The following is a 15,968-nucleotide window of genomic DNA, read 5'->3' on the forward strand; positions in this document are numbered from 1 at the left end:
AAGGCGTTTGATGATAGACGCCACACCAGAACTGCAAAGCCCTCCACCTCACTCCATCAGCCAAAAGAATGTATAACCATAACGAGAACCATAACGAAGATGAAAGTGAATATTGGCACCACACCCTTACAATTAAGTAATGAGCGGGTCACCAAAATAATGCGAGGTGATAAAGAGACAGCCACGCATAGAGGGCTCTGGGCCAGGTTCAAAGACTCGTTCAATACCGAGAAAAGGCAAGATGCCCTGAATGGCCTATTCGATCTGGTTACGGACGGTCAAGAGGGGGTTTCATCGTATATGATCTTCCAAAAGCTCTCCGGACTAACCGCTCCCCATCACCGCCCCCTGTTTACTATCGCCATAGAGCCCGAACAGGCGGACTATAAAATCAGCTATTGCATCAGCGGCCATCCGGTGAAGAGTGAGATATTGTCTTCAGAGAAAAAGGCGCTTCTACTGACGCAACTGGGCCTGCAACACGATAAAGAGTATGTTAATGGCCCTGTCTTCTCACTGGAGGGTTACCGGAAGGAGATCTCTGACAGTCAATTAGCGCAGTTGACAGATGATAAATTTGGCGCCGGTGGCGTTCATAAACGTTTTGAGCCCAAAACCGGGGTGCTGCAGGCCAGAGACCAGACGGGGTGTGCCGACTTTGACTGTGAGGGGCGGGTGCAGGGTTATGCAGACGATAATGCAGAACTCCAACAGTACATCTCTACACAACAGAGGATCCCCACGCCCCCCAGCGTCAGTCCGCAATTCGATTACGCTCAGGTCGCACTCTACGACAGTCAGCAGATCACCACCCGTGAGCTTGACAGGGCCTTATCAGAACTGAGTGGGGATCAGTCGAAAACTATCGCCATTCAGTTGCTGGACATGACCAGAGCTTTCTACTGTGGTCAACTCTCTCATCGCGATCTGCACATGCACAATCTATTGGTACACCAGCGCAATAGCGATAGTGCACTGCTTCTGAAAGCAATCGATTTTGGTCTTTGCAAATTTGGTGACGGGCAGTTTCAGGATCATCGTTTTAACGATATCAATTACCTGTTCATGCGGCAGGCTAATTCCGCAGCGGAATCCTTTGTACGTAACAGTGTGCTGACTCATGATGCCGATGTGATGAAAAAACATTATCCGCTTCATAAGCTGCTGGAACATTGCGGCCACGATAGAGAACAGGTTAATAAAACGCTGCAAGCCATTGGTGAGCGCCTTTGCGCAGGCCTTCGGATGGCGGGAGATGATAGCCAGCGCATCAACGGCGCATTCGAATGTGCATCCCTGGAAGTGCTGATGGCGTTTGGTAATGGTACCAACCCGTTGATACAGGCTCCTCCGATGAAGGGAGCGCACGTCCCCACCTATGTCTAGACAGATCCACAATAAGAGCCTATCCCATTAGGCTATTTGATTTGCCATTTTGCTCCTGGGCCGTGCTCACAATCCTCACGTACTGCGTGTACGCTCCGGTTGTTGCGCACAGTCCGTGTCCAAACGGGCTGCAACAATACATGCCTACTGGGATAGGCTCTAAATATCCCCCCAGATAACCGGGGTTTTCATGCCAGATAATCTCTTTTTTCAGGAAAATAAAGGACAAATAGTGAATAGAGGGAGGCGGTCAGATTTACAACCGCCTTTTCTTTAGCAGGTTTAACTCTTTATGGTTAATGCTTCTGGGTTACGAAGTCGTTGCCCTTGATAAGAATTATCTCATTGTTTTACTATGGATTTACTCTAGGTGGTCACTCTTTGAGCTTGTTTTTTTGCAATGATTTAAGTTGATGTAAGAATACTCCTGAATAACCGGAGTGAAATGTATATCCATTTGCATCAAAATAATCTCACTCTCTATAATCGCCGACCTGCAGTAATGCATTGAAATCATTGTTACCAAATTTCTACCTCTGAATGAGTATATCTATATGAAACACCATTATAAAAAAGCCGTTGTTGTCGGCCTGGTTTCCTGTTGCTTACTGTTGTCTGGGTGTGGGGCAATGAGTACTGCAATAAAGAAGCGTAATCTGGAGGTAAAAACCCAGATGAGTGAGACCATTTGGCTGGAGCCATCGTCTCAGAAAACCGTTTATCTGCAGGTTAAGAATACCTCGGATAAAACGCTGGACAATCTGCAGGCGCAAATCGCCGAAGATATCCGGGCCAAAGGTTATCAGCTGGTTTCCAACCCCGATCAGGCCTACTACTGGGTACAGGCTAACGTATTACGGGCTGACCGGATGGATTTGCGAGAGGCGCAGGGGCTGCTGAATCAGGGGTATCAGGGCGCTGCGCTGGGTGCTGCGCTGGGGGCCGGTATGACCGCGTATAATACCTCTTCTGCCGGGGCGACGCTGGGCGTGGGGTTGGCCGCGGGGTTGATTGGCCTGGCGGCGGATGCGATGGTTGAGGATGTAAATTATACCATGGTCACCGATGTGCAGATTGCGGAGCGTACCATGGCTAAAGTACAGACAGATAATGTGGCAGCCCTGCGCCAGGGAACCTCGGGAGCCAAGGTGCAGATCAGCAGTCAGCGGGGGAATCAGCATCGGTATCAGACGCGTATCGTCTCCAGCGCCAATCAGGTTAATCTGAAGTTTGATCAGGCAAGGCCGGTACTGGAAGCGCAGCTGGCTAAATCCATTGCCAATATTTTGTAAAACGGTGTATTGACCACCGTGAGCCTCTGGCTGAGGCTCACGGATCTATCTCCTTCCCTGGAGGGTAATGCCTACGATCGGTTAAATCGGCATGATGGGTGCTTTTGAGGCTCTGCGGCTCATGGTTTCCATCACCGCTCACTCTTCCGGTTGCCATGCCAACCACGGATATCGCCACGGTAAGGCTGTTGCCGGTCACGTCCGCGTGCCCCCACGTTCTTCAGCGCACCTATACCGTCAGTCCGTGTAGCAACGATGAAACATGCCGTAAATTGCTGAGCCTGCTTGTCCCTTTCCAGATTGGTTTTATCATCGGTGGTGGCTGGGGTAGCTACGCCAGAGAGGTGCCGGGCGGGATACCGCTGACCGGCAAAATCTTCACCCAGCGTATCTGACCCGATGTGCGGTTTCACCAGGGGTGGGTGTGGTAAATCTGACGTTAACCGGCTTGGCACGTTGATTCCGCTGTAGTCCGGGCGGCAGAGCCATCAGCGTAAAAAAGTAGTGAGGATTTATGGTCCCATTGTGGCACAGGATATAGGAGGCGACCATTTCATTAATAAAGCCAGAATACACGAAAAAGTCATCGGAGCGTTTATCGAAAAACACATGTTCTACTCATTGGGGGTATCACCAGTATATGTAAGTATATCCATTTTAGTTCCACACATTTTTTCAGGGGAAGAGCCGCTGGAAGCGTAATCAATACTTATGTATGACCCACCTTTTGTCGTTGCTTAGCACGCAGGATGTACGCCAATAATATATTTCCATGGTGGCTGTAGGCAATTGTTGTTGAACTGTTGTGATTATATGCATGATGTTTTATGTAATTTAGTAAAAATTATATAAATGGGATATTTTGTTTTCCTGTTTATATTTTGTTGTTGTAATTGATTTTTTATGGCAAGGATTTCTTTTCCATTGTTATTCCTGATCCAAGCTGAGAGCACCTCCCGTTTACCCCGTCGATTTGAGACCACCGATCACCCTATCCCCGGCAGCGCCACGGCGTGCTGGAGCCAGGCTGCGAAAGGGGCGGCTGCGCCGTATCCCGGTGGGCGGGAAACGTAACGGGCGTCATGGTTACCGTTGGCGATCAGAGGATCGCAGGGGGTAGCGGACCAGCCGCGCGGAGTCGTCGTGCCGGTGGGATCGCCTTGCGTGGCGACAAAGGCCAGCGGCTGTCCGCCGGACAGTGGGCAGGGCAGTCGATCGGACAGGGTACCCAATGCGGTGCTAATCCCGGCCAGCGCCTGGTGAAGTGGTGCTTTCTCCTCATAGTGTGTCCGCAGTTGGAACAGCCGCTTTTCATGTACGCAGAGGCGAGGAAACAGGGGGAGGAGATGACGGCAGAGCGCCCGAAGGAGGACGCTCTGCCGACGCGGGGATGAGCCACCCATCGTGCCCGGCGGTGGAGGGGTCAGGCGCGGGTTTCCAGCATATCGACCCACTGGGTCAGCGGTACGATGGCACCGGGACGGTAGGTGAGCTGCAGGGCGTTCAGCAGCCGCACCAGATGGCTTTGCACCGCCGGCAGGTTTTCACGGACGTGGGGAACCACCAGAATATACTGCTGCAGCCAGCACTGCAGATTCTCGGTAAAGCCGCTGTTGAAATGTGCCAGCCACTGTTCGATGGCCTGCGGGTTACGTTGCAGGGCCTGGCTTACCTGCTCCTTACTTTCGCTGACCGGAAAGACGAGAGTGCGCATCAGATTGAGCGCGTCGTCGCGATCCACCACCCGCAGCACGATAGCCGATGCGGCGTCGGACAGCACCTCTCCCGGTGCGGAACAGGCACCGGGCGCTGACAGCGTAGCTGACTGAACCATGATAACTCTCCTTGAGAATATGAATATACTGGTTGATGACGATAACCGTCACGGATCTGTTATCAAGATTAGCGCATCCTGTGTGGCGTTACCTGTCGTCATATCACACATGACATCATGGAATAACCAATGATGCCTGCTATCGTTACAAACGGCTATTTTTCCAGCGCCGCATTTAGCGCCTTGCCAATGGCATGGCGCTAAAAATATCCTCATATTTCAGAGGGAGAGGATATGACAAATAGCGGCCCTCTGTTTCCCTGATGATCTTCAGCCTATTTCTGCTTTTCTAAATCAAATTACCAATGATTCATTCTTTGAGCGCAATCCATTGCCTATATCCATGGTAATTGATGTAGCACAATATTTTGTAAAATAGAGGTATTGATAGCGCTCTAATTATAGAATTTGAATAGATTTGTGTTGATTTATATTACAAATTGAGATTAATCTTAATACCAGATTAGAAAGGATTAACTTTACGATGCTTTTTCGCCGTTCCATGCAGGGAAGATAACGATAACTCCACCGACAGGTCGCCATCGCCCGGGGGAATAATATGAAGAAAAAAACGCCTTTCTACCTGCTATGGGTTACGCTCTGGGGTATTTCGTGCGGCGCGAGCGCTGTGCCGGTCTGGGATAATACGCCGACTGATGAGTCGCGGCGGGCGCTGCAGAACAGCGCGCGTGAAGTCAATTCGCTGCTGGAGCAGCAGAGCTTTCAGCGTCTGGAGAAACAACGTCGGGCGCGCCCCACCGGGGCTGCGCCAGCCCAATTACGTGAGGATACGGCGTGTCTGCCGATCAGTGGCGTCTATTTAACCGGGATCACGCTGTTATCCCTGCGCGATCTCCGTGCATTGGATGCCTTGCCAGCGCACTGTATCCGCAGCCGTGATATCAATCATCTCGCGAAACAGCTGACCGCCCTGTATCTGGAGAAAGGCTATATCACCGCCCGGGTCCAGTTTTTACGCCCCAACGCGCGCGGCGAGCTGGGCGTTCGGGTGACGGAGGGGTTTATCGAACGTATCGAGGGTAGCGATCGGGGTGTGAACCGGCGCTGGCTGTTCCCCGGTGCGATCGGTAAACCACTGCGCCTGGCCGCTCTGGACCAGGGGCTGGATCAGGCCAACCGGCTGCGATCTAACCACGTCAGTATGGATATCCTGCCCGGGGAGCACGTCGGCGGTTCGGTGATCCGTCTGTATAACCGCCGGGGGCGTCCCTGGCAGGTCAGCGGCTCGCTGGACAACTACGGCCAGCAAAGTACCGGAGAGTGGGTGGCGCGTGGCAGCGCAACGCTGGACAGCCCGCTGGGGCTCTCTGACTTTGTCAGCCTGAGCGCATCCACCACGCTGGCAGCGCCATCGGCGCGCTACAGCCGTGCCTACATGCTGTTTTATTCGCTGCCCTACGGCGACCTGACTTTCAGCGGCTTTGCCAGTTTCTCGGACTATCAGATGCATCAGTCGCTGCCGCATACCCGCATCCTGCTGGATGGACAGGCCAGTCAGTATGGCCTGCGCGGTGATGCGGTGCTGCAGCGCAGCCAGCGTCAAATCAATACGCTGGGCGTTCAGCTGACCTATAAGCGCATCCGCAGCTACCTGCAGGATGATCTGCTGCGGGTCAGCAGCCCGACCCTGAGCGTGGCGGAGCTGGGCTTCAGCCATCTGCATATATTGCCCGGCGGTGTCGCCACGGGCAATCTCAGCGTGGAGCGGGGGCTGTCCATTTTGGGTGCCGATCGCGGGCGTCTGCGCACCGGGGCCGAGGCGCAGTATACCAAGCTAAAGCTCTCTGCCGGTTTGAACCAGCGGGTGACGCTGGCCGACGATGTCTATCTGTTCAGCTCCCAGTGGTATGGGCAATACAGCCGGGATCCGCTGCCGGGTGTTGAGTGGGTCAGCCTCACGGAGCGCAGCGCCGTGCGTGGATTTAAGCGGGGCACGCTGTCGGCAGATAACGGATGGTATTGGCAGAATACGCTGTCGCGCCCTTTGGGCTGGCGGGCGTTCACCGTGACGCCACGCATCGGTCTGGACGTTGGCCGGGTGCTGTCGAACGCGGGAAATCAGGGATGGCAGAGTGGCGTAGGCGCCGTTGTCGGCGTCACGCTGAGTACAGCCTCCGCGCAGCTTGATATTGAGGTCGGGCGCGCCAGGGCAATTTCAAATAATAATTTTCCGGGTCAATCGACCCAACTATTAACACGATTTTCCTATTCCTTTTAACTCTGCTTTGGCGCCCATGGGCGCTGATATGAGGCAATCTCTATGGCATATCAACATTTCAAACTCTCTTCGGCAGGGCGACTGGCGACCATCATCGCCATTTCCTTTATTTCCTGCAGCAGCTTTGCCGGCAATATTGTACCGGACGGCGGGGCGCTGGGTCCCGGTGTGGCGACGGCGCCCAGCGGTGCCCAGGTGGTCAATATTGTCACACCGACGGAGCGTGGGCTATCCCATAACCAGTATCGGGATTTTAACGTTAACCGCCCCGGTGCGGTATTCAACAACGCCCTGACGGGCGGAAACTCCCAGCTGGCCGGTGCGCTGGCGGCCAACCCCAATCTACACGGACAGAGTGCCAGCGTGATCCTGAACGAGGTGATCAGCCGTAATCCCTCACTGCTGCTGGGGCAGCAAGAGGTGTTTGGCATGGCAGCAGACTATGTGCTGGCTAACCCCAACGGCATCACCTGTGATGGCTGCGGTTTTATCAATACGACCCGATCGGCGTTGGTGGTGGGTAATCCGCTGGTCGAGGACGGGGCACTCAGCGCCTATTCGACCCTGAACAATGGCAATCGTCTGCAGATAGGTGCGGGAGGGGTGTCGACGGACAGCGTGCTGGATCTGGTGGCGCCGCGCATTGAGAACATTGGTGCCATCAGCGCCCGTGAGATAAACGCCGTCAGCGGCAATAACCGCCTGACGCGCGATCTCCGTCAGATTGACGCGGGCGTCAATGGTACGGCGCTGGACAGCTATTACCTGGGCAGCATGCAGGCCGGACGGATCCGCATCGTCAGCACCGCCGCCGGCAGCGGGGTGAAGCTGGCGGGCAGTCTGCACGCGGATCAGTCGATTGCGGTCTCAGCCAAGGATCGTCTGGCCCTGCAGTCTGCGGAGTTGCGCGGTGGCGATATCTCGCTGCAGGCGGGAACGTTGCGTGCCGAGGGCACCCTGTCTCAGCACGATGAGCAGCAGGAGGGGAAGGATAATTACCAGAACTATCGCGGCGGGATCCATACCAGCGATAGCCACCGGGAGCAGGACTACCGGCGCACGGTTCTCAGCGGTAAGAACCTGACCCTGGTGGCGGCGGAGAGCAACCACCTGACCGCCACGGATATCAGCGGCGATGATGTGACGATCGCCGGCGGGGAGATGCTGCTGGATGGCGCATCGCTGACGCAGGAGCAGAAACAGACCGATAACCGCTGGTTTTACTCCTGGCAGCACGATGAAACGCGCAGCGACAGCCAGCAGCGCCCGGTAGAGGGGCGTATCGATGCACATCATAACGCCAGCCTCAGTGCGACGCGCGGCGATCTGCGGCTGCAGGGCAGCGAGATCAGAGCCGGTCACGATCTGCGCCTGAAGGCGAAGGGGGACGTGGCGCTGAGCGGTATACAGGAGCGCGATGAGCATCAGTTGACGGGGTATAAGCGCAATGAGGGGGCTGCGCTGAGCAGCGGGAGCTGGAGTCAGCGCAGCAGCGAGGAGCGTCTGCATCAGACGCGCCTGCACGCCGGGCACGATCTGAATCTGGAAGCCGGTGGCGATCTCAGCGCCCAGGCGGCGCAGATCCGGGCGGATAATGACGCCGGGATCGCGGCTGAGGGGAAGGTGAACCTGACAGTGCAGAACATCGCCAACAGTAAGACTGAGATCGACAACCACACCTACTGGGGCGGGATCGGCGGCGGCGGCGAGCAGGACAACAATCACAGCCAGGAGCGCAGTCAGGCCAGTGAGGTCGAGAGCGGCGGCCAGCTGACGATCTCCGCCGGGCAGGATGTGACGATCAGCGGCAGCCGGGCGCACGGCGGGCGCGGTGGCGCGGTGCAGTCCCAGCGCGGCGATGTGATTATCGACCGGGTGGTGAACACGACGCGTGAGCAGGATAACAGCCGCCACGGCGGCGCTTTTAACATCACCACCGCCTCGGAGAAGCGCAGCGAGAGCCATGAACAGGTACACGGCAGCCAGCTGGCGTCGGATGTGAACCTGCAGGTAAAAAGCGCCCGCGATATTCAGGTCAACGGCAGCCGGGTTGAGAGCAACGGAAAACTGGCGCTGCAGGCCGCAGGGCGGATCGATGTTGCGGCAGCGGCCGGTGTGGATACGCTGGATGAAGATAGCACCTCACTGCAGGCGACGGCGTATGCCAAGGCACAGGGGGATAAACAGTATCGCGCCGGGGTTGGTATTGAGCACACCTCACGGCAGGAAGAGAGCCGCAGCGTGACTCACCGTGGCAGCCAGCTTCGCGGTGGCAGCGTTGAGGTGACGGCGGGAGATGACGTGGTGTTTAGCGGATCTCATCTGCAGGCCGGGGCGGGCGATGCGCAAATAAGCGGTAAGAACGTCGCCTTTGTGAGCACCGATGAGAGCAAAACCAGCCATACCCGCCAGACGCAGGCGGGAGGTGGAATGTACTACACCGCCGGTATCGATAAGGCCGGCAGCGGCTATGAGGGGCACTATAGCCACAGCGATACACAAAATGAGCAGATCCGGGCGCAGGGCAGCAGCAGTAAGGTCAGTGGTAACCTGACTATTACGGCGACGGATAAGCTGACGCAGCAAGGGGCGCATCACCAGGCCGGTGGCGTCTACCGGGAGCAGGCCGCCAGCGTAGAGCATCTGGAGGCCCATAATCGCGACAGCAACAGCAGCCAGAGTACCCAGGTCCATGCCGAGGCGGGCGCGAGCGTTGACTACAGCGCGGTGACCCGTCCGCTGGAAGGGGCGGTGAAGAAAGGCACCAGCCTGGATACCAACGGCGTAGTCAATGAAATTGGCACCATCGGCAAACCGAATCTGGGGATCGATGCCGCCGCCAGCGGAGGTACCCGTACACAGAGCAGCAGCGATACCCAGTCGCAGACCACGCAGATCCAGGCGGGTGCTATTCAGGTCACGGCGCGCGACGGGGTGCATGACCGGGGGACGCAATACCAGGCTACCGACGGCGGCGTCAGCCTGCAGGCAGACAGTCACCATTTTGAGGCGGCCAGCGACAGCCACACCAGCCAGACGGGTGACGTTAACGGCGGTGCCAGCCTGCGCATCTCTACCACGACCGGCAAGGATATCGGCGGTTCTGTCCGGGGAGAGGGGGAGAATCGCAGCAGCCAGGAGCAGCATGTTACGGCCCAGACCGGCAAGGTACAGGCGGCGAATGGCATTGATATTCAGCTGGGACAGGAGGGGCGCTATCAGGGTACGGCGTTGGACGGCGGTCATGGCAAGGTACAGATCAACAGCGGCAGCGATCTGCAACTGGGGCAGGCGACGGATAGCCACAGCGTCAGCCACGCAGGCTATGATGCCCACGCCAGTCTCAGCGGTGATATGAGCAGCAGCAACAGCGGCAGTGCAGCGCTGGGCGGCGGGCAGGATAACGGCCAGCAGAGTGAAAGCCAGGCGCATACGGCGCAGATCCGCGCCGATGGCGGGGTTTCGCTGACCAGCGGTGACTCTCTGACGCTGCAGGGCACAGAGGTCAGCAGCAAAGGGGATGTTACCCTCAAGGCCGGTGAGAAACTGGATCTGAGCCAGGCGGAGTCAGAACATCGTCAACAGGGCAGCCTGTGGTCTGGCGAGCTGAGTGGTGGCGCCAGCCACGGCAGCAGCGATAGTGCTGATAGCCGGGGGGGATCGGTGGGAGCCAAAGCCAAGGTGGCGATACAAAATGAGCAGCAGACAACGGCGCAGGGCGCGCGCATCAGCGGTGCCAACGTCACCCTGAGCGCTGACGCGCAGGATAGTGACGCGCTGCATCTGCAGGGGGCGCAGGTCACGGGGCACGATGTCGCGCTGAGTGCGAAACAGGGCGGAATCGGGCTGGAGTCGGCCAGCAATACCCAAGAGAAAAATAATTGGGGCATCGATGCCTCGGGCGGTCTGTCCGGTCGTCAAAACGTGAGTAAGGACGCGCAGGGGCAGGCCGATCCGGCCAGCCGCCAGAATCGCCATACCCTGAATACGGGGATAAAGGTGGATGTCGATCGGCAGACGCAGACGACGCAGCAGAACAGCCAAATCCATGCCGATAATCAGGTAACGCTATCCAGCCAGGGAGATACGTCGCTGGCCGGCGCGCGGGTCGATGCGCAGCGTATCGGTGGCGAGGTGGGGGGCGATCTGCATCTGGAGAGCCGTCAGGACAGCGAGCGCAGTACGCAGGTTAACGCCGGGCTGACCTTCAGCCACAGCAATGATGAGGAGGCCAGCAAAACGGCGAAACTGTCCAACATCGCGACACCGCATCTCTCCGGTAAGGTACAGAGTAAGCTGGAAGGTGCCATCGACAAGGTCAGCGATAAGGTGAGCGACGAATATAACGGTGCGGTACGCCGCCTGGATAAACGTCAGGACACCACCGGCAGCGCCGACCTTAACAAGACGAATGAGACGGTGGCGCAGGGCGGTGACAAGCCGCAGGGATCACTCTGGGATCGCATTGTGCGCCGCGCCGGTAACGCGGTGAAATCATCGCTGACCGGCGCGCCCGGCGCGCAGGGATCGCTGCAGGCGGAGGGCAAGCGGGTGGATAACCTGTCGGTCACACAGCAGACCGGGCTATCCGGACAACAGGGGGTGACGCTGCAGGTGAACGGCGATACTGATCTGACCGGTGCGACGATCGGGAGCCCGGCGGGACAGGTCGATCTGAACGGCAGTCGCGTGGTTCAGCGCGATCTGGCCGGACACCGTGATCAGGAGAGCGCGAAAGGGGCGCTTCCGCTGAGCGTCGGCGGGCTGACGGAGGTTGCCACCAAGCTGGTGACCAAGGGAGAGCTTCCGCTGAGCGTTTCCAGGGAGAGCCACCCGGAAAGCAGCCTGAGCGGGGTCCACAGTAAACAATAAACCGGATAGTGGCGACGTTATCCATCCTCAACGGCGGCCTGCGGGCCGCCGTTTTTTATCTGCGCGGTACGTGTTCCGGACATTATTATTTTTTTGCACTATTGGTATTGCGTACTTCTCTCCGTGGTTTTTATTACAAATATCACTCACTGAATTATTTTTTTTACATTTATTGACACTATGGCGGGCGGCTTTTGTTAAGAATAGCCGCGCCCTCCCCCCTGTGCGGGCGGGCGGCGCGGCATGGCATATGCCCGCGCGCAACGTCGATATCTGAATGAGGAAACGCTTTGAATACAGTTGCCAAAATCCCGCTGGCCCTCTTACTGCTTGCCGGTGCCGCCCAGGCACAGATGGCCTTTCCTCTGGTGCCGCCCCATATCGATGCCGCCTCCTGGGTACTGATGGATGCCCAGACCGGACAGATCCTGGCTGCCGGGAACCCGGATGCCCGGCGTAACCCGGCCAGCCTGACCAAGCTGATGACCAACTACGTGGTGGAGCGGGCGCTGGATCAGGGACGGATCGGGCTCAACGATCGCGTATCGATCGGCGATGACGCCTGGGCGACCCGCAATCCGCTGTTTAAGGGATCGTCGCTGATGTTCCTCAAGCCGGGGGATCACGCGACGGTCAGCGATCTGATCCGCGGGATCATCATTGACTCCGGCAACGACGCCTGCGTTGCCCTGTCTGACTATGTCAGTGGGGATCAGGCCGATTTTGTCCGTCAGATGAACGCCTATGTCAATGCGCTGCACCTGCAGAATACCCACTTTGAAACGGTGCACGGTCTGGATGCACCCGGGCAGTACAGCAGCGCGCGCGATCTGGCGCTGTTGGCCCGTGCCATCATTACCCATGAGCAGCCCTACTACCATTTTTATGCGGAAAAGAGCCTGAGCTGGAACGGGGTGACCCAGAACAACCGTAACGGGCTGCTGTGGGATCAGGATCTGCACGTGGACGGGATGAAGACCGGCCATACTGCCAGCGCCGGTTTCAATCTGGTGGCCACCAGCGTTGACGCCCGCGGTCAGCGTCTGATCGCCGTGGTGATGGGGGCCGACAGCAGCCGCGGGCGTGAGGTGCAGGCAAAGAAACTGCTGCTGTGGGGCGATCGTAACTTTGAGACCGTGCAGCTGGCAGCCAGCGATAAAGCGGTGACCTGTCAGCAGGTGCGCTATGGTCAGCAGCAGACCGTGGCGCTGGGCAGCCCGCAGAATATTTACTATACCCTGCCGAAGGGCGAGCTGCGCGACGTGAAGGTGGAGTACACCCTGAGCCATGACTATCTGAAGGCGCCGCTGGCGAAGGGCGAGGTCGTCGGGCAGGTGGACTACCTGTACGGCGGCAAGAAGATCGGCAGCTATGCGCTGCGAACGCTGACCCCCGTCGCCGAGGCCGGGTGGTTCTCCCGTCTTGAGGACTATATCGCGATTAAGATCGGCTGAAGGGGGGCGGCCAGAGCTACGTTGTCTGTGTGGCGGCCATCGTCGCCACGGCCAATAACAGAGGCAGACCCCATTTGACCGGCAGCAGACAAAAATCCACGAAATGAGGTTTTTCTCGCCTGTCCGCGTGCGCACCGGTTGCCCATGCACGGTGCAGCAGGCTCCCGGCGATGGCGATCGCCAGGCGCGGCGCGGGCGCTGGCAAGCAGGATCTGTCCCGGCGCCAGTCAGCTCTCCGCCAGGTGCCTCCGCGTCGGGGCTATCTCCAGAGGCATCGGGTTTCTCCATGGGGTAAACGGCGGTGGGCAGGGCGACGGTGGGATCTTCGCCGATCATCCGTTGCGCCGGGGGGCAAGCCCGCCGCGGCGGGGGATGACCGCCAGGATTGTCCTTGCTGGCGGCGGAATAAACAGGATAGTCTGAACCCCCTCCCGCAGCGGATCAGGACGCCGGAGAGGTCACCATTCGTTCAACCAGGAGTCTCTCGATGGATATCATTTCTGCGGCGCAATCACGCTACTCAACCAAGGTGTTTGACGCTGACCGGAAACTCAGCCGCGGCGATCTCGACAGCGTTAAGGCGCTGCTGCGTTTGAGCCCCTCCAGCACCAACTCCCAGCCGTGGCACTTTATTCTGGCAGGCAGCGATGCCGGTAAGGCGCGCATTGCCAGCACGACGGTGGGCTCCTATGAGTTCAACCGGTGTAAGGTGCTGGAGGCCTCGCACGTCGTGGTTTTCTGCGCGAAAACGGAGATAGACGAAGCCTATCTGCAGCGTCTGCTGCAGCAGGAGCAGGCCGATGGCCGCTTTGCGACGCCGCAGGCGATGGAGGCACAGCATAAAGGGCGCGCCTACTTTGCCTCAATGCACCGCGATACGCTGCAGGATGCCGGGCAGTGGATGACCAGGCAGGTCTACCTTAACCTGGGCAACTTTCTGCTGGGGCTGGCAGCGCTGCATATCGACGCCGTGCCGATCGAAGGGTTTGACAGCGCCGCGCTGGATGCCGAATTCGGCCTGCCGCAGCAGGGGCTGACCAGCGTGGTGCTGGTGGCGCTGGGCTACCACAGCGCAGAGGACTTTAACGCCGCGCTGCCCAAGTCCCGTCTGCCGCTGTCAGAGATCCTGACCGAGTGCTGAGACGCCTTTCCCCCGCCCCTGCCACCGTGGGGGGCAGTCGCCCGGCGTGACATTTTAGCCGCTGCGCCTTTTTGTCAGACATGTTCCCCGCCGGGAGGACAGCGACAGACAATCGCGCTATAACGGAGGCAACCGCGTCCCGCCGGGGCGTCTGACTGGATAAGGGGAAGACCAATGAAAGCGATCGCAATTCCGGGCAAGGTGCCCGCAACCCAGCAGTGGATAGCCGGGGTGGCGCATGCGCTGCACGTGCCCGCGCTGGATCTGCAGGTGCACCGTTTCGCCGCCTGGCAGCAGCCGCAGGCGGCGTTCGATCTGCAGGCCGAGCTGGCGCATATGCCGCACGGCCAGTGTGACCTGCTGCTGGCCAAATCTATCGGTACGCTGGCCTGTGTCCTGACGCCGGCGCTGCAGGGGCGTCAGACCGTCTTCATCGGCGTGGCGCTCTCCCTGTATGACGCCGAGCAGCGCCGGGCGCTGCAGGCGCTGACCGCCCGCCAGCGGGTGCTGATTATCCAGCAGGAGGCCGATCCCTTCGGATCCTATGAGGCGTTGGCCCAGCTGGTGGGGGAGACGGCGCAGTGCCGCTGCGTTGCCGGAAACGATCATCTGTATAGCGATATCGACGAGCTGGGGCGGATTATCCGCGCCTGGCTGCAGTAACCCCTGCCTCCGCTGCCCGCAGCGCGGGCAGCGTTTAGCGTTCGGCCTAACGCTCATCCAGCGCCGGGCGGATAAAGCCCCGGTGCCGCTCGAGCAGCGCCTGTGCCTCGGTGGCCGACAGACCGCTCAGTACCATCACAATGGCGGTTTTACACTGCCGCTGGCTGCGCTCCAGCGCCTCGACGGCCGTAGCGCGATCGCACTCCCCGGCCTCCATCACAATGCGGATTTGGCGTTCGACCAGCTTGGCGTTGGTCGCCTCTACATCCACCATCAGGTTGCCATAGACCTTTCCGCTGCGGATCATCGCCGCGCTGCTCAGCATATTCAGGATCATCTTCTGCGCTGTTCCCGCCTTCATCCGCGAGGATCCGGTAATCACCTCGGGGCCGACGATCGGCGTCAGGAGGATATCGGCCAGCGGCGCCATCGGGCTGTCCGGGTTACTGCTCAGCGCAACGGTGGTCGCCCCGACACCGCGGGCGTAGCGCAGGGCGCCCAGAACATAGGGGGTGCGTCCGCTGGCGGCGATACCGACCACCACGTCGCGGGATGACAGCGCCAGACGCTGCAGATCGTCCTGCGCCGCCTGCGGGTTGTCCTCCGCATTCTCGACCGCCTGCAGAATGGCCGGCTCTCCGCCGGCGATCACGCCGATCACCTGTCCTGCCGGGGTGCCAAAGGTGGGGGGACACTCGCTGGCATCCAGGATCCCCAGGCGTCCAGAGGTACCGGCGCCGCAGTAGATCAGACGTCCCTGACGCGCGAAGGCGGCGCTGACGGCATCCACCGCCTGAGCGATCTGCGGCAGGATACGGGCAATGGCCGGGGCGACCTTACTGTCCTCGGCGTTGATCAGGTTCAGAATGTCCAGGGTGGACAGGGTATCGATGGCAGCGCTGGCCGGGTTACGGCGTTCGGTCATCATGGCGTCAAGGTTCAGGCTCATGGGGTTCTCTTTCTGGCTGTAGGGAGCGTGCGGCGCAGACGGCCGACGCCGCGGTGATACAGCATAGCACCGTTGGGAGAGACCGGCGTTATCCAGTGCGCCGTAAAACCCCGTCCTTCAGGGCGGGGATATAAGACA

The 15,968-nt window shown here is 58.8% G+C and carries 10 protein-coding genes and 1 pseudogene; 8 read left to right on the forward strand and 3 right to left on the reverse strand.

The window, feature by feature from the left end; all coding sequences use genetic code 11:
* From EIEH_RS00955 to EIEH_RS00965, 3 genes and pseudogenes are all read left to right on the forward strand, one after another.
* Positions 1 to 1,386, forward strand: a 1,386-nt coding sequence (locus EIEH_RS00955; RefSeq protein WP_035608338.1) for a hypothetical protein, incomplete at its 5' end; no start/stop codon positions are given.
* 554 nt (positions 1,387 to 1,940) lie between these two features.
* Entirely contained in the window at positions 1,941 to 2,678 is a 738-nt protein-coding gene (traT, locus tag EIEH_RS00960; protein ID WP_015870376.1) for a conjugal transfer complement resistance protein TraT, read from the forward strand.
* A 230-nt stretch (positions 2,679 to 2,908) separates the two neighbouring features.
* Positions 2,909 to 3,070 (forward strand): annotated as a pseudogene (locus EIEH_RS00965) (IS1 family transposase); the annotation flags it as partial.
* A gap of 594 nt (positions 3,071 to 3,664) precedes the next feature.
* Here EIEH_RS00965 and EIEH_RS18715 read toward each other — a convergent pair.
* Positions 3,665 to 4,081 carry a hypothetical protein gene (locus EIEH_RS18715; protein ID WP_015870380.1) on the reverse strand — a complete coding sequence of 139 codons (417 nt, stop codon included), beginning with the start codon at positions 4,079 to 4,081 and terminating at the stop codon, positions 3,665 to 3,667.
* 20 nt (positions 4,082 to 4,101) lie between these two features.
* Positions 4,102 to 4,512, reverse strand: coding sequence for a hypothetical protein (locus EIEH_RS00980; protein ID WP_015870381.1), 411 nt, complete (start codon positions 4,510 to 4,512; stop codon positions 4,102 to 4,104).
* Between the two features lie 559 nt (positions 4,513 to 5,071).
* Between EIEH_RS00980 and EIEH_RS00985 the strand changes: the two genes are divergently transcribed.
* The 5 genes from EIEH_RS00985 to EIEH_RS01010 all read left to right on the forward strand — a co-directional run bounded on the left by EIEH_RS00985 (position 5,072) and on the right by EIEH_RS01010 (position 14,881).
* Positions 5,072 to 6,751, forward strand: a complete 1,680-nt coding sequence (locus EIEH_RS00985; RefSeq protein WP_015870382.1) for a ShlB/FhaC/HecB family hemolysin secretion/activation protein — start codon at positions 5,072 to 5,074, stop codon at positions 6,749 to 6,751.
* Between the two features lie 42 nt (positions 6,752 to 6,793).
* Positions 6,794 to 11,623, forward strand: coding sequence for a hemagglutinin repeat-containing protein (locus tag EIEH_RS00990; protein WP_015870383.1), 4,830 nt, complete (start codon positions 6,794 to 6,796; stop codon positions 11,621 to 11,623).
* Between the two features lie 290 nt (positions 11,624 to 11,913).
* Positions 11,914 to 13,077, forward strand: a complete 1,164-nt coding sequence (locus EIEH_RS00995) for a serine hydrolase (protein ID WP_015870385.1) — start codon at positions 11,914 to 11,916, stop codon at positions 13,075 to 13,077.
* Positions 13,078 to 13,564: 487 nt separating this feature from the next.
* Positions 13,565 to 14,218, forward strand: a complete 654-nt coding sequence (gene nfsB / locus EIEH_RS01005) for an oxygen-insensitive NAD(P)H nitroreductase (RefSeq protein ID WP_015870387.1) — start codon at positions 13,565 to 13,567, stop codon at positions 14,216 to 14,218.
* A gap of 174 nt (positions 14,219 to 14,392) precedes the next feature.
* Positions 14,393 to 14,881: a hypothetical protein gene (locus EIEH_RS01010; RefSeq protein WP_015870388.1), complete on the forward strand. Its 489-nt coding sequence runs from the start codon at positions 14,393 to 14,395 to the stop codon at positions 14,879 to 14,881.
* A 46-nt stretch (positions 14,882 to 14,927) separates the two neighbouring features.
* Here the strand turns inward: EIEH_RS01010 and murQ are convergent, their stop codons facing one another.
* Positions 14,928 to 15,830: an N-acetylmuramic acid 6-phosphate etherase gene (gene murQ / locus EIEH_RS01015; RefSeq protein ID WP_015870389.1), complete on the reverse strand. Its 903-nt coding sequence runs from the start codon at positions 15,828 to 15,830 to the stop codon at positions 14,928 to 14,930.
* Positions 15,831 to 15,968: the final 138 nt, after the last annotated feature.

Source organism: Edwardsiella ictaluri ATCC 33202, assembly GCF_000264785.1.
Taxonomy (GTDB): Bacteria; Pseudomonadota; Gammaproteobacteria; order Enterobacterales; family Enterobacteriaceae; genus Edwardsiella; species Edwardsiella ictaluri.

What these genes read in the sequence shown, in the direction of transcription:
- traT (WP_015870376.1), top strand. Translation starts at nt 1,941, where the DNA reads ATGAAACACCATTATAAAAAAGCCGTTGTTGTCGGCCTGGTTTCCTGT.
- EIEH_RS18715 (WP_015870380.1), bottom strand. Translation starts at nt 4,081, where the DNA reads ATGGGTGGCTCATCCCCGCGTCGGCAGAGCGTCCTCCTTCGGGCGCTC.
- EIEH_RS00980 (WP_015870381.1), bottom strand. Translation starts at nt 4,512, where the DNA reads ATGGTTCAGTCAGCTACGCTGTCAGCGCCCGGTGCCTGTTCCGCACCG.
- EIEH_RS00985 (WP_015870382.1), top strand. Translation starts at nt 5,072, where the DNA reads ATGAAGAAAAAAACGCCTTTCTACCTGCTATGGGTTACGCTCTGGGGT.
- EIEH_RS00990 (WP_015870383.1), top strand. Translation starts at nt 6,794, where the DNA reads ATGGCATATCAACATTTCAAACTCTCTTCGGCAGGGCGACTGGCGACC.
- nfsB (WP_015870387.1), top strand. Translation starts at nt 13,565, where the DNA reads ATGGATATCATTTCTGCGGCGCAATCACGCTACTCAACCAAGGTGTTT.
- EIEH_RS01010 (WP_015870388.1), top strand. Translation starts at nt 14,393, where the DNA reads ATGAAAGCGATCGCAATTCCGGGCAAGGTGCCCGCAACCCAGCAGTGG.
- murQ (WP_015870389.1), bottom strand. Translation starts at nt 15,830, where the DNA reads ATGAGCCTGAACCTTGACGCCATGATGACCGAACGCCGTAACCCGGCC.